The sequence below is a fragment of the Vibrio satsumensis genome, assembly GCF_050337435.1.
GTDB classification, from domain to species: domain Bacteria; phylum Pseudomonadota; class Gammaproteobacteria; order Enterobacterales; family Vibrionaceae; genus Vibrio; species Vibrio satsumensis.
In genome coordinates this window covers 62804-80804 of sequence record NZ_JAKJSX010000012.1, presented here as the reverse complement: position 1 = coordinate 80804, position 18001 = coordinate 62804, and the positions used below count along the sequence as shown (strand labels likewise).

General features: G+C 45.7%; 14 protein-coding genes. 7 read left to right on the top strand and 7 right to left on the bottom strand.

Annotated elements, in window-relative coordinates:
• Position 1: 1 nt before the first annotated feature.
• From gspE to gspC, 3 genes are read right to left on the bottom strand one after another with little or no spacing between them, the layout of a single operon-like run.
• Positions 2-1504, bottom strand: a complete 1503-nt coding sequence (gene gspE / locus L4C44_RS16340) for a type II secretion system ATPase GspE (RefSeq protein ID WP_019826480.1) — start codon at positions 1502-1504, stop codon at positions 2-4.
• Positions 1504-3528, bottom strand: a complete 2025-nt coding sequence (gene gspD, locus L4C44_RS16335) for a type II secretion system secretin GspD (RefSeq protein ID WP_210447244.1) — start codon at positions 3526-3528, stop codon at positions 1504-1506. The genes gspE and gspD overlap by 1 nt, the downstream gene beginning before the upstream one ends.
• A gap of 41 nt (positions 3529-3569) precedes the next feature.
• The gene (gspC, locus tag L4C44_RS16330; protein ID WP_146491975.1) at positions 3570-4493 is read right to left on the bottom strand and encodes a type II secretion system protein GspC; all 924 of its coding nucleotides are present in this window, start codon (positions 4491-4493) and stop codon (positions 3570-3572) included.
• 288 nt (positions 4494-4781) lie between these two features.
• On the opposite strand from gspC, the gene hslR reads away from it, so the two are divergent.
• From hslR to L4C44_RS16310, 4 genes are all read left to right on the top strand, one after another.
• Entirely contained in the window at positions 4782-5168 is a 387-nt protein-coding gene (gene hslR / locus L4C44_RS16325; RefSeq protein ID WP_146491974.1) for a ribosome-associated heat shock protein Hsp15, read from the top strand.
• Between the two features lie 18 nt (positions 5169-5186).
• On the top strand, positions 5187-6080 hold the full coding sequence (hslO, locus tag L4C44_RS16320) for an Hsp33 family molecular chaperone HslO (protein WP_146491973.1): 894 nt from the start codon (positions 5187-5189) through the stop codon (positions 6078-6080).
• Between the two features lie 337 nt (positions 6081-6417).
• Positions 6418-8043 carry a phosphoenolpyruvate carboxykinase (ATP) gene (pckA, locus tag L4C44_RS16315; RefSeq protein WP_285953020.1) on the top strand — a complete coding sequence of 542 codons (1626 nt, stop codon included), beginning with the start codon at positions 6418-6420 and terminating at the stop codon, positions 8041-8043.
• Between the two features lie 154 nt (positions 8044-8197).
• Positions 8198-10168 (top strand): AsmA family protein, encoded by a 1971-nt coding sequence (locus L4C44_RS16310; RefSeq protein WP_428805371.1) that lies wholly within the window; start codon positions 8198-8200, stop codon positions 10166-10168.
• A gap of 37 nt (positions 10169-10205) precedes the next feature.
• Here the strand turns inward: L4C44_RS16310 and L4C44_RS16305 are convergent, their stop codons facing one another.
• Genes L4C44_RS16305 through L4C44_RS16295 form a run of 3 tightly spaced genes read right to left on the bottom strand, consistent with a single transcriptional unit; the run spans position 10206 to position 12505 of the window.
• On the bottom strand, positions 10206-11141 hold the full coding sequence (locus L4C44_RS16305; protein WP_146491970.1) for a bifunctional GNAT family N-acetyltransferase/hotdog fold thioesterase: 936 nt from the start codon (positions 11139-11141) through the stop codon (positions 10206-10208).
• A gap of 16 nt (positions 11142-11157) precedes the next feature.
• On the bottom strand, positions 11158-11592 hold the full coding sequence (dtd, locus tag L4C44_RS16300) for a D-aminoacyl-tRNA deacylase (protein WP_004735590.1): 435 nt from the start codon (positions 11590-11592) through the stop codon (positions 11158-11160).
• A complete protein-coding gene (locus L4C44_RS16295) occupies positions 11564-12505 on the bottom strand; it encodes a virulence factor BrkB family protein (protein WP_146491969.1) in 942 nt (313 codons plus the stop codon). The genes dtd and L4C44_RS16295 overlap by 29 nt, the downstream gene beginning before the upstream one ends.
• Positions 12506-12547: 42 nt before the next feature.
• Here L4C44_RS16295 and L4C44_RS16290 point away from each other — a divergent pair, with 42 nt between their 5' ends.
• The gene (locus L4C44_RS16290) at positions 12548-13189 is read left to right on the top strand and encodes a DUF2959 domain-containing protein (protein WP_123285155.1); all 642 of its coding nucleotides are present in this window, start codon (positions 12548-12550) and stop codon (positions 13187-13189) included.
• A gap of 31 nt (positions 13190-13220) precedes the next feature.
• Positions 13221-13751, top strand: a complete 531-nt coding sequence (locus tag L4C44_RS16285; protein ID WP_146491968.1) for an AAA family ATPase — start codon at positions 13221-13223, stop codon at positions 13749-13751.
• 180 nt (positions 13752-13931) lie between these two features.
• Here L4C44_RS16285 and typA read toward each other — a convergent pair whose 3' ends face one another.
• Entirely contained in the window at positions 13932-15767 is a 1836-nt protein-coding gene (gene typA, locus L4C44_RS16280; protein ID WP_017059220.1) for a translational GTPase TypA, read from the bottom strand.
• A gap of 562 nt (positions 15768-16329) precedes the next feature.
• Here typA and glnA point away from each other — a divergent pair.
• Positions 16330-17739 carry a glutamate--ammonia ligase gene (gene glnA, locus L4C44_RS16275; RefSeq protein WP_019826498.1) on the top strand — a complete coding sequence of 470 codons (1410 nt, stop codon included), beginning with the start codon at positions 16330-16332 and terminating at the stop codon, positions 17737-17739.
• Positions 17740-18001: the final 262 nt, after the last annotated feature.

The window sequence follows — 18001 nt, the reverse complement described above, 5'->3', positions numbered from 1 at the left end:
ATTAGACTTCCTTGGTCACGCGCATCACTTCTTCTAGGGACGTTACCCCTTTAAGAACTTTGCTCAAGCCATCATCTCTAATACTTGGTGTTGTGCCACGAATTGCTTTCTCAATTGCCTGTTCACCAGCTTCACTGTGAATCAGCTCTTGCACCGAATCGTCAATCATCAATAGCTCATGAATACCGGTACGGCCTCGATAGCCTTTGTGACTGCAGCTTTCACATCCTTTTGCATGGTAAAGCGTCAGACTCTCTTTCTTCTTCAGTCCAAACAGCTTTTTCTGCTCTTTATCAGCTTCATAAGGTTCTTTACAGTCGTTACACAGAGTACGAACCAAGCGCTGAGCCAGAACACCCAGCAGCGAAGAAGAGATCAAGAAGGGTTCGATGCCCATATCACGTAGACGTGTAATCGCACCGATTGCAGTATTGGTGTGAAGGGTCGACATTACTAAGTGACCGGTCAAAGAGGCTTGAACAGCGATCTCCGCGGTCTCCAAGTCACGTATCTCACCAATCATTACGACATCGGGATCTTGACGAAGAATGGCACGTAAGCCACGAGCAAAGGTCATATCAACCTTAGGGTTCACCTGTGTTTGACCAATGCCATCGATATCAAATTCAATAGGATCTTCAACCGTGAGAATATTTCGCTCGTTGCTGTTGAGCTCTTGTAGGCCAGCGTACAAGGTCGTTGATTTACCAGAACCCGTAGGACCTGTAACCAAGATAATGCCGTGTGGGCGTTGGATCAGTTTTCGGAAGTTCTCGTGGTTCTCTGCCGTCATGCCTAAACTATGCAGGTCTAGACGAGTCGCGTTCTTGTCCAACAGACGCATTACCACACGCTCACCATGTGAAGAAGGCATGGTTGATACACGAACGTCGACCGCTCGGCCACCAATACGCAGAGAGATGCGGCCATCTTGTGGCACGCGTTTTTCCGCAATATCCAACTTCGCCATAACCTTTACACGCGAAACCAATAATGGAGCCAGTTTACGGCTCGGCGCTAACACATCACGTAACACACCATCAATACGGAAACGGATAGACAGCGACTTCTCAAAGGTTTCGATATGAATATCCGAAGCGCCTTCTTTGATTGCCTCACCCAGCATCGCATTGATCAACTTGATGATTGGTGCGTCATCTTCTGATTCAAGCAGATCTTCATCTTGAGGCAGCTCTTCTGCTAGCGAGAAGAAGTCGTCGTTGTCGGCACCAATATCTTCCATCAATTGGCGCGCTTCTGAAGAATCACGTTGGTACGCATCAGTCAGCTTTTTATCAAACTCATCGGCGCTGATCGCTTGTGGCGTGAAACCATTTTTCACAACACGGCTTACTTCAATGATCGCCGCCGATTTTAGAGGCTCTACATAATAGAGTACCGGCGGACGCTCTGGGTGCTGATATTCCAACACCATCTTGTAGCGATTCGCAAAGCTAAACGGCAAGCGCTGATAAGTACGTGCCGCCCCTACCAATTCAGCCATTATTCTGTTTCCATTTGATCGATGAAGGCTTGGATTTCAGCCGGGTGATTCATATCGGCACCAAATTTAGGCAATACCGGGATATTATCGTCAGCCATCAGTTTCAAACCTTGCTCTGCCTTGTACAGCTGCTCAGCTCGAATGAAGTTGTATTTACGCTGAGTGATACCATCTGCTGTCATGCCATCACGGATGATGGTTGGCTTAATGAATACCATTAGATTCTTTTTCTCAACCTGAGTACTGGTTGATTTGAACAGGTGCCCAAGAACAGGAATATCACCTAGGAATGGCACTTTAGACTCACTCTCTAACGCACGTTCATCAATCAAACCACCAAGCACCAACATTTGGCCATCTTGAACAATCACAGACGTATTTAGCTGTCGTTTAGCAAAACGTACATCTACCGCGCCGTTCGCGCCCAATACGTTCGACACTTCTTGTTCAATATTCAGCTGAACTGAGTCACCTTCGTTGATCTGTGGCACCACTTTAAGCTTGATACCCACTTCTTTACGTTCAACCGTTTGGAATGGATTATCGTTACTTGAACCCGCCGTCGAGCCAGTTAAAACCGGAACTTCTTCACCAACGATGAACGACGCTTCGCCGTTGTCCATCACGGTAATACTTGGAGAAGATAGGATGTTTGAATTGGAGTCGGTTGCTACCGCACTGATCAAGGCAGTCCAGTCACCCATTACCACGCTCATGGCTGCGCCATTAACACCTGAAAGTGCAGAGGCTAATGTTGAATAATCACCTTCTTCAGTGGTGGTTTCGTTTCGTAGGAATTTTCCGTCAGAGTCATAAACAGCGGTGGTTGTAGTAGAATCTTTAGCTTCTTCTAAACCCACCATTACGCCACCGATCGATGCACCAGTGTTGCTGTACTGGATCATTGCACCCGTTTCTAGGTTACCCCATTGCACACCAAGGTTAACGCCATCGCCTTCTGCCATTTCAACAATCAAAGCTTCAATCAATACTTGAGCACGACGAATATCCAGTTGTGCGATCACGTCTTGCAGCGCATTCATAATGTCTGGCTGTGCAGTAATAACCAAAGAGTTGGTATCACTGTGGGCGGAAATCATTACTTGGTTGCGTTGCGATGAGCTGCCTTTGGTTGATGACTGCTTCTCTGATTGTAGGTTGTCCGACACGCCTTTCAGCACATCAACCAGATCTTCTGCTTTTGCGTATTTGAGGTAGATAACTTGGTTGTTGCCCTTGGTTGCCATTTCGACATCAAGCTGCTCGATAAGCTTTCTTAATCGGCTACGAACCTTAGGGTCACCTGAAATAAGGATCGCATTGGTACGCTCATCAGCAACCAATTTAGGTTGTAGGAACGCAGGTGTATTTTTAGCATCTGTGGTTTTACTTAACGCATCAACGATACGTACCATTTCTGCCGCGGAAGCATTCTTTAGCTCAACGACTTCAATCTCTTTATCACCCGCTTGGTCAACGCGCTTGATGATTTCAGCTAAACGGTTTACTACCGCCGCTCGGCCTGTAATAAGGATGATGTTGGCTGGGTCGTAATGCACAACGTTACCCGCGCCTGCATTGTCGTTCAATTGACGAAGCAGAGGAGAAAGTTCACGAACCGAGACATTACGAACCGTCACTACGCGTGTCACTACGCTATCACCAGTGATCGAATCACGGTCACCAACAACAGGGATTGCCGAGGTTTTCGAATCTTTAGCTTTGATGATCTTAAGAACACCCGAGTCCATTTCAACAACTGCGTAGCCATACACCTCTAGTACGTTTAAGAAGAAGCTGTAATATTGCTCTTCATTCAATACGTCGTAGCTGCGTACATCGATTTTTCCGCGCACCGAGGGATCAACGATGATCGTCTTCTCTAGGTTACGACCAACAATATTAATAAACTCTTGGATATCAGTGCCCTTAAAGCTGGCACTAAAATCACTCGCGATGGCTGCGGGTGTGCAGATCAAGCTTCCTGCCAATAACCATGCACTTTTCTTAAACCAATGCTTCACGTACTTCTCCTACACTTTCGTCCTTCGTTAGACGCAAAGTTTTAAAATTCAATAAACACTTCATGTTGTTGACCATCTCTCTCGACGACGAGATTTAACTCTGTCAGCTCTGAGATAGAACGAAATATGTTGCCCATAGCGGCTGGGTCTGTCAGGTCTTGTCCATTTAACTGAGTAGCAATATCTCCGTTTTGGAGCCCTACTGAGTTAAAAAGTTCTGAATCTTTGCCAGGGCTCACACGATAACCAATAACGCTATCGTCGCGCTTCACCTGAGACAATCGAACATATTGGAAGATTTGTTGCGGATCTTTCATTATCTTCGCTTTAATTTCATCAAGCTTCTCTTCTGCAGAAGCCGGGTTATTACCACGAACCGAAGAAGAACTACGAGGTGCTGCAGGCGCTGAGACAGCTAAACGCTTGTACTCAATACCTTCAAGCATCAAGGTTTCGTCTCGCCCTGAGTTATCAATGATTACGCGGTCGACTAATACGGCTTTAAGCTTAGCTCGGGTGCCTTCAATCTCTTCATTAATCCCATAAGTCGCTTGTGTACCGCGATTGGCAATCACCGCTAAGCTTAATTTTGGATTTGAACTCGCTACCGCACCAACCAAAACCAAGTTCAGTCGCGTCTTTGGTGCATCTTGGATAACTTGCTGTTCAACTACAGCGGGCGTGGTTGGGTTATAAGCACCAAACATGTTGCTCTGCTGCAAAGAAGAGATATCAAGGGTCGATTGAGGAGTAGAAGACGATGAAGCTGTTGCTTTCCAAGGCACGACTGTGTGCTCAGCAGGCTCAATAAACCATGCAAGCTGTCCTAAAATCCATGCGGAAGCTGCAATCAATACACAGCACGTCGCTAGACTTAGTTTCTGCTGGATTACAAATCCGTTCTCTAACAAGCGGCTCAACACAGGAGAACTTCCTACGCGATTCTTGAGCTCTAAAAAGTTCACTTTCCTTGCCCCTTTTCATGACGGCAAACGCTGTAAATTATTAAACTTTCAGCTTTTTTATTCATTCGTTCGATACCGAGCTTATTTAAGCATAAGATCCTGAACTATATCATAGCAAATCTATAAATCGGCATTACATGGCTATTTTGTATTATGACTTGAAAAAAATGCTAACCGCCTCCACATAAAACCTCTATCTAATGTGATAAGCATCATCAAAAACATGTTGCGCACTGTTCACTACAGTTAAACCGCATTCATTTCTCACTTAATAAGGCACAGCCCTACATGAAAACTTCTAATGAAGCTGTCAGACTCGATAAATGGTTGTGGGCAGCACGCTTTTACAAAACTCGGTCTATTGCTCGTAACATGGTCGATGGTGGCAAAGTCCACTATAATGGTCAGCGCAGCAAGCCAAGTAAAATTGTCGAACTTGGGGCTGTGATTACACTGCGCCAAGGTAATGAAGAAAAGACGGTTACGATCGAGAAAATCTCAGCCCATCGTGGCGGAGCTCCGATCGCTCAAACCCTCTATGAAGAAACCACCGAGAGCTTGGCAAAAAGAGAAGAGTTTGCGACACAACGTAAACTAAATGCTCATAACCCAGCTCCAGAGCGTCGCCCTGATAAGAAGCAACGTCGTGACATCATCAAGTTCAAGCATCAATAAGCTAGAAGGAATAGCCAAATGGCAGACCCAATGTCTACAAGTAATGTTTTAAATCGCTACCTATTTGAAGACCTATCAGTACGTGGTGAATTGGTACAAATGGATGAAGCGTACCAACAGATTATTTCTAGCAAGGAATACCCAGCGCCAGTACAAAAACTACTGGGTGAGCTACTGGTATCAACAACGCTATTAACTGCGACCCTAAAGTTTGAAGGATCTATCACTATGCAATTGCAAGGTGACGGTCCAGTATCTCTAGCAGTTATCAATGGCGATCACGATCAAAAGATCCGTGGTGTTGCTCGCTTTGAAGGCGATATCGCAGACGACGCAGGTCTACACGACCTAATGGGCAAAGGCCACCTAGTGATCACCATCGATCCTAAGAAAGGTGAGCGTTACCAAGGCATCGTTGGCCTTGAAGGTGATACGCTTGCCCAAGTACTTGAAGGCTACTTCGCTAATTCGGAACAACTTAAGACTCGTCTATGGCTGCGCACTGGCGAACATGAAGGCAAAGCACACGCTGCAGGTATGTTGCTACAAGTGATGCCAGACGGCACTGGTTCGCCAGATGACTTCGAGCACCTAGAGCAACTAACAGACACCGTTAAAAACGAAGAGCTATTTTCTCTAGAAGCGAACGAATTGCTTTACCGCCTGTACAACCAAGAAAAAGTACAACTGTTCACACCACAACCAGTTCAGTTCTTCTGTGGGTGCTCTCGCGAAAGAAGTGGCGCTGCTATCATTACCGTTGCTCAAGAAGAGATCTACGACATCCTAAGCACCGAAGGAAGCGTTGGTCTTCACTGCGATTACTGTGGCACAAACTACTCGTTCGACAAGAACGATGTTGATGCTCTGTACGCAGAAGCAGCAGATAAAGGCAGCAATACGGTTCATTAATTTACGGCGTACCAAAAACACGTAATTTACCCCAAAAAGGTCAGCGCTAAGCTGGCCTTTTTTGTGATCAAAATAGCGCAAACTCCGTAACATCTCGTAATAAAATCACCGCTTAATTTTAATCAATTAATAATGTTCTCGCCCCTAGCGCAAAGGTTTGCGTACAGGATAGACTAGTTAGGCCAATATGTGACGAGACACTTAAAACCTCATGGTTAATATGGATATTTTTTGAGCTGTATCCCTGTTTCCCCCGAGTCTCGTTGCTAGCATGGTGAGCAGATAACAATAAAAAATTAATACAAAATCCCTACAAAATATCCTACAAGGAGCACCTATGACCGTTATGGAACATACTAAGGCTGCACAAATTGATCTAACTAAGCACGGACTGACTGGCGTTACTGAAGTTCTTCGTAATCCTAGCTACGAGCAGTTATTCGTTGAAGAAACACTGCCAGGTTTGGAAGGCTACGAAAAAGGCGTAGTAACGGAACTAGGCTCGGTTGCAGTTGACACTGGTATCTTTACTGGCCGCTCACCAAAAGATAAGTACATTGTTAAAGATGACACGACCCGCGATACCATGTGGTGGTCAGATCAAGGCAAAAATGATAACAAACCGATTACAACTGAAGTATGGAGTGAGCTGAAAGAGCTTGTGACAACTCAGCTATCTGGCAAGCGTCTGTTTGTCATTGACGGTTATTGTGGTGCTAACCCAGATACGCGCTTAAGTGTACGTATTATCACAGAAGTAGCGTGGCAAGCGCACTTCGTTAAGAACATGTTCATTCGTCCAACTGACGAAGAGCTAGCGACGTTCGAACCTGATTTCGTGGTCATGAACGGTGCTAAAACAACGAACCCTAACTGGGAAAAGCAAGGTCTAAACTCTGAAAACTTTGTTGCTTTCAACCTCACAGAGCGTGTTCAAATCATCGGTGGTACTTGGTACGGCGGTGAGATGAAGAAAGGTATGTTCGCAATGATGAACTACCTACTTCCTCTGCAAGGTATCGCTTCAATGCACTGTAGCGCAAACGTCGGCGAGAAAGGCGACGTAGCGGTATTCTTCGGTCTATCAGGTACAGGTAAAACAACTCTATCAACGGATCCTAAACGTCAGCTAATCGGTGATGATGAGCACGGTTGGGACGACGACGGTATCTTCAACTTCGAAGGTGGTTGTTACGCGAAGACCATCCGTCTATCTAAAGAAGCAGAACCAGAAATCTACAATGCAATCCGTCGTGATGCACTGCTAGAAAACGTAACGGTTCGTGGCGATGGCTCTATCGATTTTGATGACGGTTCAAAAACTGAGAACACTCGTGTTTCTTACCCGATTCACCACATCGACAACATCGTTAAGCCAGTATCAAAAGCAGGTCACGCTCAAAAAGTTATCTTCCTGACTGCTGATGCATTTGGTGTACTACCTCCGGTTTCTAAACTGACTCCAGAGCAAACCAAGTACCACTTCCTATCTGGCTTCACTGCGAAACTAGCAGGTACTGAGCGCGGTATTACTGAACCAACACCAACCTTCTCTGCGGCATTTGGTGCGGCATTCCTAACCCTTCACCCAACTCAGTACGCTGAAGTACTTGTGAAGCGTATGGAAGCGGCTGGCGCTGAAGCTTACCTAGTGAACACAGGTTGGAACGGTACTGGTAAACGTATCTCTATCCAAGATACTCGCGGCATCATCGACGCTATCCTAGATGGCTCAATCGATAAGGCTGAGACTAAGGTTATCCCTATGTTTAACCTAGAAGTGCCTCTAGCACTGCACGATGTTGACCCAGCGATCCTTGACCCACGCGATACGTACACTGACCCTCTACAATGGGAAAGCAAAGCGAAAGATCTAGCAGAGCGCTTCATCAACAACTTTGATAAGTACACGGACAACGCTGAAGGTAAGTCACTGGTTGCGGCAGGCCCACAACTGGACTAATCCAATCATCTGCTCGGGCTTAGCCAAAAGCAAACGCCCAATTTAAAATGATATTTTTGTAGCAAGCCCCTCTTTTGAGGGGCTTTTTTGTTGCTGCTTGACCCTTTTTGTTCCACTCTATTTTGAGACTATTGAAATTTAAGGCTTTCAAGGAATGAAAAAGGTATTGATGGTGTTCGGCATTGTGTTGGCTATCGCCGTTGCAACTATCGCAGCGTTGCTATTAAGCCTGCAGACCCAATACCGTGCGGATGTTGCTAACTTTTTTATCAAACATACGATTGAACAACCTGTGTTCATTGAAGATGTGGGTTATCAGGCGCCTTATCACATCACCTTAATGGGCATAACCCAAAGCCAACCCGAAAAACAGACACCTCTATATATCGACAAGATCGATCTTTGGTTCAGCCCAGACTCTCTCCTTGAAGCCAAACTGGTTTTAGACTCTGTGTTGATCAGCGGACTACAGTTAGAAGCCGACGATCTAACAACACTCACATCAGTGTTTACCCAACCAAACCTCAAGCTGCGTCAGCTGGCGATCAATAATCTAGATTTCTCGACCCCAGACTTTAATGCGCGAGGCATCGACCTTCAGATCTCCGCACCAAAATGGAAAGACGACAACTCACTGCTACCTTATGGAAAGACCCAACTCTCTGCCTCACAACTGTATTGGCAAGGTGAAGCATTCGATAATCTGTTGATTGACCTAGATCTCAAGCCGAGTGACAGCACCCTTTATGGTGCTTCATTTGATTGGCGTGGCGCCAAAATCTCCGGACAAGCTGAACAATATCAACATGATTGGTCGTTGGTGAATGTGACAATAGATAGTTTGCGATTAAACCAAAAACAAGCTCAAAGTCTACTGAATAAAGAGTGGAATGTGGCAGGTGTTCAGATCAACCACATCAACAGCTTAGATATTCTGCGTAGCGACGTAGAGTGGAAAGATGGTCACCTCGCAGCCTTTGATGCCTCTTTAGAAAATATCCAACTGCCCTTTGAACTGTGGAAGCAGCAGAAAGCCATTTTCTCTCTGCAAGCAGAAGGAGTGACCATTGATGATGACATGTTCATCGAGCCAAATATCAAGCTAAGCCTAGAGCCAAACCAGATTCTAATCGAAGATTTCTATACTCAATTCCTGCAGGGCACTGTACAACTCAATGGCGAAGTCACCCCTAGCAGCATTGAATTAGAGCAGCTCGACCTGCAAGGCATAAAATGGGTCACTGAAAACCAAGATAACCCTCTAGCCGCCGCTCGCCTATTACCTTGGCTCACACAGGTCCAGAACGTCGAGATTAGCCGACTTAACATAGAACGCAGTCAACTCATCCAACTCGCACAAAAGCCTTACTGGCAGGCCTCAGGGTTACATGTCGAAGGGCATAAGGTTCAATTTCTGCAAGATAGAAAACTGGGCTTATGGCAAGGCAAATTGATGGCGAGCGCAAACGATGCCAGTTACCAAAACATTGTTAGCGCACAGCCGGTGGTTGAGATGAATAGCGAACAAGGGAAATGGACGCTGACACGTCTGTTTGCGCCACTTAGGAATGGCTATATTGAAGCCAATGCAACACTCGATTTTAACCAAATCAGCAAGCCATGGAGCTTAGATATCTCTGCCGATGGGTTACCGATAGCACCCATGCTGCAACAACTTGAATTACCGCTCGATGCAACAGGTTATGGTGAGTTCGAACTTCAAGCCGCTGGCTTATACGGCGATTCACTGATGCTCGGCTATTCAACCACAGGACAACTCAAAGGCAGCGTTCGCCAAGGTGTGATGACCTTTAACGACAAGCTTTCTGAAACATCGACTGATAACGTGTTTGAAATCCCAGAGCTCAATGCGAATTTTGACCGTGGACGCTTCACTCTCGAACCGATGCACATTATTGGTGCATCGGCAGCAGAGCAAGGCGAACAAAGGATTCAAACGCTCAATGGTGAGGTGTCTGGAGAGCTCGACTTGCTTAAAGCCGAGCAACACACCCTATCGATTACCCTATCGGACACATGCCATCAAATCTCAGGGAAGCTCACCCAAGCTGAGTATTCTGAGATTAACGACTGCCAACAAAAAAGCGCCACTCCTCAGGAGTAGCGCTTTCAGTCAATCTTTACAGTATTACCGGTGTTAGCTATTCGCTCCCATTTGAATCTGTCGAGAGTATCTTTTTATAGTCGGGGATCAACATGTAGGTTCCGGTAAACTCTACCGCTTCCACATCACCACTGTTAATAGTCACATGAATGATGATACGTGCCTTTCTGCCCGACGCGAGGCGGTCTAAATCACCGCTGATCCCATCCAATGAGGTAGAGGCCACTGGGTTTTGCTCAACCGGGTGACGATAACGAATATTACTGTCTGCCAGCACGATATCACCTGTCAGGCCACGCTCTTTCATCAGTAACCAAGTCATCCCCCAACCGGTTAAGGTCGCTAAGGTAAAGGCGGAGCCTGCAAACATGGTGTTATGAGGGTTCAAGTTAGGATTCAGCTGAGCACTACACTCAAACTGGTAACCCGTGTATTGGTTAATCTTGATGCCCATCTTGTCACTGATCGGGATCTGATGTTCCCAGCGCTGCTGCAGCTCATTACACCACTCAGGCTTACGCAGAACATCTGCCATTGGGTCAAGGTGCTTAACCATCTGTTGGTGACGTACAGGGCCACGTTGGTCATTAATCTCACCGCGACGTTCAAATTCATTCTTCTCATAGAATGAGATCGCATCTTCACGTGCATTACACACCAAGCGCTTAGCGCCCTCTTGGCGAGCCAATGACTCAAGTGCGACTAGAATCAATGAGCCCATACCTTTGCTTCGGCGAGAGTTCTTCACCGCCATGTAGCGGATCTGGCCTTCTAGATCTGGGGTGATATACAAGCGACCAATCGCCATCGGGCGACCACGACCATCAACAATCATGCGATGGTGACTCATTGGGTCGTATTCATCGCGCTCTGAACCTACCGGCATTCGCCAAGGTTCACGGAGCATCTGCCAACGAAAATGGTAATACTTGTTTAGCTGATTTTCGGTGGTCGGTGTTATGAGTTTAAACATGCTTATTCCTTTAAGCCTAAACCTGCAGCCAGAATGTCACTGGGCCATCATTAACCAAAGACACTTTCATGTCGGCTGCGAATCGGCCACGTTCCGTTGGCAACACTGATTCACATTGGTCTGAGAAATAGTTGTAGAGACGCTCAGCATCTTCTGGGTGAGCACCACGAGAAAACCCTGCTCGTGTCCCTTTTTTGGTATCGGCTGGCAGAGTGAATTGAGACACCACTAATACCTTACCTTCTACCTGCTTCACGTTGAGGTTCATTTTATCGTCTTCATCTCCAAAGACACGATAAGTGGTTACTCGTTCCATCAAACGTTTGGCTTTGGCTTCATCATCACCTTTTTCTACGCCTAACAGAACCAATAAGCCTTGCTCAATCTCACCAACTACTTCGCCATCAACACGGACGGCAGCTTCACTTACTCTCTGGATCAGTGCTATCACTGTTGTTTCCTTGCTCTGTGATTTTGTCTTTATCCGACGAGTGTACCATTTCTTTCGGGTCACTCCACTGTTCCTGCTCACCCAATGCGGCCGTCACCTCAGCACCAACCAGCACGATCAACCAGCACAAATAAACCCAGACAAATAGAATTGGAATTGCCGCCAATGCACCATAAATCAACTGGTAAGAAGGGAATTGAGTAATGTAGGCCGCGAAGCCTTTCTTGCTTAATTCAAACAGCAGAGCCGCCACTAGAGAACCTGCAGCTGCATGAGAAAAGTGTATCTTTTTGTTGGGAACCAGCAGATACAGACCGAAAAACGCAAAGAAAGAGAGAATCAAAGGAAGTTTGCGAATTACGGTATTAAAAGCACCAGACACCACCTCATTTTGCAGCAAGCTCAATGAGGTCACGTAAGACGTTGCAGCAATACTCGCTCCCACTAGAATTGGTCCAAGCGTGAGCACCATCCAGTACATAGAGAAAGACAGCACCGCACGACGCTTTTCCGTTACTCGCCAGATGTAGTTTAAGTTCTTATCAATATTCGAAATCAGCATCAGCGCTGCAATGAATAAGAACACACTACCTACCGCCGTCATCTTTCCGGTATTGGCAACGAACTCCAACAACGCGCCGTGTACTGCATCCCCAGATGCAGGAACAAAGTTGGTAATAACGAAGTTTTGAATCACGATACCAACATCAGCAAAGATGGAGAATGACGACAAGATAGAGAGCAATACCGTCAGCATAGGAACGATCGAGAGCAAAGTAATGTACGCCAAGTAGCCCGCATTCACATTCACTCTATCGTGCGTCATTCGCGCCAAAAGATAGCGAGAAAACTGAATACTGAGTGTGGCGACCTTTTTTATCTTCAACTTGTAACTCCCTGGTAACTCGTTCATAGTCCTAATTAATATTCCTTTATTTAACTATAGGAAACTAGGATGCCTTATTTAATAGTTATAGTCCTCTCTATTTTTACTCTTACTGGATGCCAATCCGCTTATTACTCTGCAATGGAACAGGTGGGCTACCACAAACGTGACATCATGGTCGATAGAGTAGAAGACGCTAAAGAGTCGCAGCAGGATGCTCAGGAAGAGTTTACCAGCGCACTTGAAGCACTCAGCAGCCTGACTAACTTCAGTGGTGGCGACCTTGAAGACATGTACAACCAGATCAACGATAAATACCAAGACAGTGAGAAAGCCGCACAAAATGTCAGTGATCGTATTGCTGCGATCGAAGATGTGTCAGATGCGCTGTTTGAAGAGTGGCAGAGTGAATTAGATCTCTACACCAGTGATTCACTGCGCCGCTCGAGTGAGCAAAAGTTGCGTGAAACCAAATCGTCTTACCAAACGATGCTGTCAGCAATGAAGCGCGCCGAGAAGAAAATGGATCCCGTGCTCAATACCCTTCGCGATAACACGCTTTACTTGAAGCACAACCTCAATGCGAGTGCTGTGGGTTCACTGCAGGGTGAATTTATGAGCTTAGAAAAAGACATCGCCTACGCGATCAAACAGATGAATGCTGCAATAGCAGAATCGGATAAGTTCCTAGCTCAACTGAACCAGAAATAACGCCCGTAGACACAAATAAAGATAAGCCCGTATGAACCCAATCATTATTACTGGCGGCCCTGGCGCCGGAAAGACCACACTAATTAATGCCTTGGGAGATGCGGGTTACCCAACCTTCGCTGAGTCCTCTCGCCAGTTAATCGAACAGCAGAGCCAACTTGAGACCGGTATCTTACCTTGGTTAAACCTTCCGGGCTTTGCTCGCCTATGTTTAACCGTCATGAGCGAACAAAAAGACCAAGCCAATCAACGTCCGATTGCGTTTCTCGATCGCGCTATTCCCGACATCTGCGGTTACTTGTCCCAGGCCAACCTTGAGGTTACTGAGAACTACCGAGAAGCGAGCCAAGGCTATCACCCACAAGTCTTGTTCTGTCGCCCTGAAGCTTCCATCTATGTGCAAGATGAAGTGCGCCCTTACCCATTTGAAGAAGCATTAGAGATTCACCACACGCTGGTCAAAGTCTATCGAGAGCTAGGTTATAAGGTAGTTGAAGTGCCCTTTATGTCGGTCGCTGAGCGAGTTCAGTTCGTTGAAAGTCACCTAGGAATCAAAAGCTAGATTCCAGATATTTCGCTCCTCAATTCTGGAAGGACGATTCGCTAAGTAGATATCGAACACACTCTTCGTATCCCGCATCTCGTTTACTCGTATCTTAGCTAACTAAAAAACAAAAGCCCTGAGCAGCTTGGCTACTCAGGGCTTTCTTATTTACTTAGCTAGAAGCTAGTCAGCTGGCAATTAAGCCTTAGCTGGACGTGCTGCACGCTTACGTTCGTTTTCAGTAAGAAGTTTCTTACGGATACGAATGCTTACAGGCGTTACTTCTACTAGTTCGTCTTCGTCGATGAACTCAAGAGCTTGCTCTAGAGTGTGACGGATAGGTGGCGAAAGAACCTGTGCTTCATCAGTACCTGATGCACGAACGTTCGTTAGCTGCTTACCTTTCAGACAGTTTACTGTTAGGTCGTTTGAACGGTTATGAATACCGATGATTTGACCTTCGTATACTTCATCTGCGTGCTCAGCAAATAGACGACCACGTTCTTGTAGGTTGAATAGTGCGTAAGTCAGTGCTTTACCAGTCGCGTTCGAGATTAGAACACCGTTGTTACGTTGACCGATTACGCCGCCTTTGTGAGGACCGTAGTGATCAAATGAGTGGTAAAGAAGACCAGAACCAGACGTTAGAGTTAGGAACTCAGTTTGGAAACCGATAAGACCACGAGAAGGCATCATGAAGTCCATGCGAACACGGCCTTTGCCATCTGGAGACATATCAGTTAGCTCACCTTTACGTAGACCGATGTTTTCCATGATGCCACCTTGGTGCTCTTCAAGCACGTCGATAGTCACAGTTTCAAACGGTTCAGTTAGGTTGCCATCTTCGTCTTTCTTGATGATAACTTCTGGACGAGATACAGCTAGCTCGAAGCCTTCACGACGCATGTTTTCGATCAGGATAGATAGGTGAAGTTCACCACGACCAGAAACACGGAAACGATCTGGGTTATCAGTTTCTTCAACACGTAGTGCAACGTTGTGTACTAGTTCTTTTTCTAGACGCTCAAGGATGTTACGTGAAGTAACGAACTTACCTTCTTTACCCGCGAACGGAGAAGTGTTTACTTGGAACGTCATTGTTACTGTTGGTTCATCAACAGAAAGCGGAGTCATTGCTTCAACATTATTTACGTCACAGATAGTGTCTGAAATTTTCAGCTCACCAAGACCAGTGATTGCAATGATGTCGCCAGCGTTAGCTTGCTCAACTTCGTGACGATCAAGACCTAGGTAACCAAGAACTGTACCTACTTTACCGTTACGTTTTTTGCCTTCTGCATTTACGATAGTTACTTGTTGGTTTGGCTTAACAGAACCACGAGTAACACGAGCAACACCGATAACACCTACGTAAGAGCTGTAATCAAGTTGCGAAATTTGCATTTGTAGTGGGCCGTCAAGGTCAACTGCAGGCGCGTCTACTGTATCAACAACAGCTTGGAACAATGGTTCCATGTTCTCGCCAGTTTCGCCTTCAGTCATTGTTGCCCAACCGTTTAGAGCTGAAGCGTAAACAACTGTGAAGTCTAGTTGCTCATCAGTAGCACCTAGGTTGTCGAAAAGGTCGAATACTTGATCCATAACCCAATCAGGACGAGCGCCTGGGCGGTCAATCTTGTTGATTACAACGATTGGCTTAAGACCGTGTGCGAATGCTTTTTGCGTTACGAAACGAGTTTGAGGCATTGGGCCATCAACTGCGTCAACGATAAGCAGAACAGAGTCAACCATAGACATGATACGCTCAACTTCACCACCGAAGTCCGCGTGTCCCGGAGTATCTACGATGTTGATGCGGTAATCATTCCAGTTGATTGCTGTGTTCTTAGCAAGAATGGTAATGCCACGCTCTTTTTCGATGTCATTCGAATCCATGACACGCTCTTCAGCTTCACCACGAGACTCAAGAGTGCCTGACTGTTGTAGCAGTTTATCAACCAAAGTCGTTTTACCGTGGTCAACGTGCGCGATGATCGCGATATTTCTTAACTTATCAATCTGTGGAGTAGACATGGATTCTCGATTCACTCATAAAAGTAGCCGTCACTTATCTCAAAAGTTTGGATAATAACCGCTAGCTTGATTTAAAAAACGGTCAATAATATACCAGATTCTAGACAAAAACCCAGAAATATGTGATCTGAACCAAGGCTTTTTTCTTTATTAGCGATTCATATCCGCTTAACTTTGATTCAGTACAGTGTTGAGCAGCCAAATTCGTAGGACTCTAAAAAAGCATCACCGGCGAGTGGCGAGCCAAATCTCCCGCAAAATAACAAAAGTGGATTGACAACTTAGGCAATTCATTGCTGAATGGTGCTCGCTTATGTCTCATATTGGTGCACAGACAAATCATTGCACCAACAAGGTGCAGCCAAAGATCATTTTGGTGCAAAAACCAGATTAGGCAAAATTGAAAAACAAGTAAATCATTGAAATTAATGGAATAATTTTTTTGGCACGTTTTTGGCTATAGATAAATCAGCATCGATTAATGCACTTATAGACATTAATCAATGCTAGTTTCAACCGAATCGAGCTAATACCGAATTAATAACACTGGAGGTTATCCAAGATGTCAGTAGAAAATGTACTATCCCTGATCCAAGAGAACGAAGTTAAATTTATCGACTTACGTTTTACTGATACAAAAGGTAAAGAGCAGCATATCTCTATTCCTTCTCACCAAGTTGATGCAGACTTCTTCGAAGAAGGCAAAATGTTTGACGGCTCTTCAGTAGCTGGTTGGAAAGGCATTAACGAATCTGACATGGTAATGATGCCGGACGCAGCATCTGCTGTACTGGACCCATTCACAGAAGACGCAACGCTAAACATCCGTTGTGACATCCTTGAGCCTGCAACAATGCAAGGCTACGACCGTGACCCACGCTCTATCGCTAAACGTTCTGAAGAGTACCTACGTTCTACAGGTATCGCAGACACAGTTCTAGTTGGTCCAGAGCCAGAATTCTTCCTATTTGACGACGTTAAGTTCTCAAACGACATGTCTGGTTCTTTCTTCAAGATTGATGACGTAGAAGCAGCTTGGAACACAGGTTCTGACATCGAAGGCGGTAACAAAGGTCACCGTCCTGGCGTTAAAGGCGGTTACTTCCCAGTAGCTCCTGTAGATTCATCTCAAGACATCCGTTCAGCAATGTGTCTAGTAATGGAAGAGATGGGCCTAGTAGTTGAAGCTCACCACCACGAAGTAGCAACTGCGGGTCAAAACGAAATCGCAACTCGCTTCAACACGCTAACAGCGAAAGCTGATGAAACTCAAATCTACAAGTACGTTGTACACAACGTTGCTCACGCATTTGGTAAAACAGCGACATTCATGCCTAAGCCACTAGTTGGTGACAACGGTTCTGGTATGCACGTTCACCAATCTCTAGCAAAAGACGGCGTTAACCTGTTTGCTGGTGATAAGTACGGCGGCCTATCTGAAATGGCGCTTTACTACATCGGTGGTGTAATCAAGCACGCTCGTGCAATCAACGCGTTTGCTAACCCATCAACTAACTCGTACAAGCGTCTTGTACCTGGTTTCGAAGCACCTGTAATGCTTGCTTACTCAGCACGTAACCGCTCTGCTTCTATCCGTATCCCAGTAGTACCAAGCCCTAAAGCACGTCGTATCGAGCTACGTTTTGGTGACCCAGCAGCGAACCCATACCTATGCTACTCAGCAATGCTTATGGCTGGCCTTGACGGTATCAAGAACAAGATTCACCCAGGCGAAGCTATGGATAAAGATCTATACGACCTTCCTGCAGAAGAAGCAGCTGAAATCCCAACAGTTGCAGAATCTCTACAAGAAGCTCTAGCAGCGCTTAGCGAAGACCGTGAGTTCTTAACAGCTGGCGGCGTATTCTCTGACGATTTCATCGATTCTTACATCACTCTGAAATCTGACGACGTACAACGCGTGAACATGGCTACACACCCACTTGAGTTTGAACTGTACTACTCAGTTTAATCTCCTGTAGAGATAAGCCATTTCTTACTGCAATCTTGTAAGAATCGCTGACTAAATATTAGGCTCGCCTCGCAGGCGGGCCTTTTTTATATTCTCTCGACGCTCCCCTCCTCGTACCATACTAGATACCAATCGTAGCAAATAACTACTCAGCCTAGCTTGTTAAAACACTCGATAACATCGTTAGGTTTTTTGATTGTAGAATAACTACTTATCGAAAAAACCTGCCTCGTTTTCAAGCCTTTTTCCTGCGCTATTTCTG

Excerpts from the sequence above, each read along its gene's own strand:
- gspE (WP_019826480.1), bottom strand. The coding sequence starts at position 1,504 with ATGGCTGAATTGGTAGGGGCGGCACGTACTTATCAGCGCTTGCCGTTT.
- hslR (WP_146491974.1), top strand. The coding sequence starts at position 4,782 with ATGAAAACTTCTAATGAAGCTGTCAGACTCGATAAATGGTTGTGGGCA.
- hslO (WP_146491973.1), top strand. The coding sequence starts at position 5,187 with ATGGCAGACCCAATGTCTACAAGTAATGTTTTAAATCGCTACCTATTT.
- pckA (WP_285953020.1), top strand. The coding sequence starts at position 6,418 with ATGACCGTTATGGAACATACTAAGGCTGCACAAATTGATCTAACTAAG.
- L4C44_RS16310 (WP_428805371.1), top strand. The coding sequence starts at position 8,198 with ATGAAAAAGGTATTGATGGTGTTCGGCATTGTGTTGGCTATCGCCGTT.
- L4C44_RS16305 (WP_146491970.1), bottom strand. The coding sequence starts at position 11,141 with ATGTTTAAACTCATAACACCGACCACCGAAAATCAGCTAAACAAGTAT.
- L4C44_RS16295 (WP_146491969.1), bottom strand. The coding sequence starts at position 12,505 with ATGAACGAGTTACCAGGGAGTTACAAGTTGAAGATAAAAAAGGTCGCC.
- L4C44_RS16290 (WP_123285155.1), top strand. The coding sequence starts at position 12,548 with ATGCCTTATTTAATAGTTATAGTCCTCTCTATTTTTACTCTTACTGGA.
- L4C44_RS16285 (WP_146491968.1), top strand. The coding sequence starts at position 13,221 with ATGAACCCAATCATTATTACTGGCGGCCCTGGCGCCGGAAAGACCACA.
- typA (WP_017059220.1), bottom strand. The coding sequence starts at position 15,767 with ATGTCTACTCCACAGATTGATAAGTTAAGAAATATCGCGATCATCGCG.
- glnA (WP_019826498.1), top strand. The coding sequence starts at position 16,330 with ATGTCAGTAGAAAATGTACTATCCCTGATCCAAGAGAACGAAGTTAAA.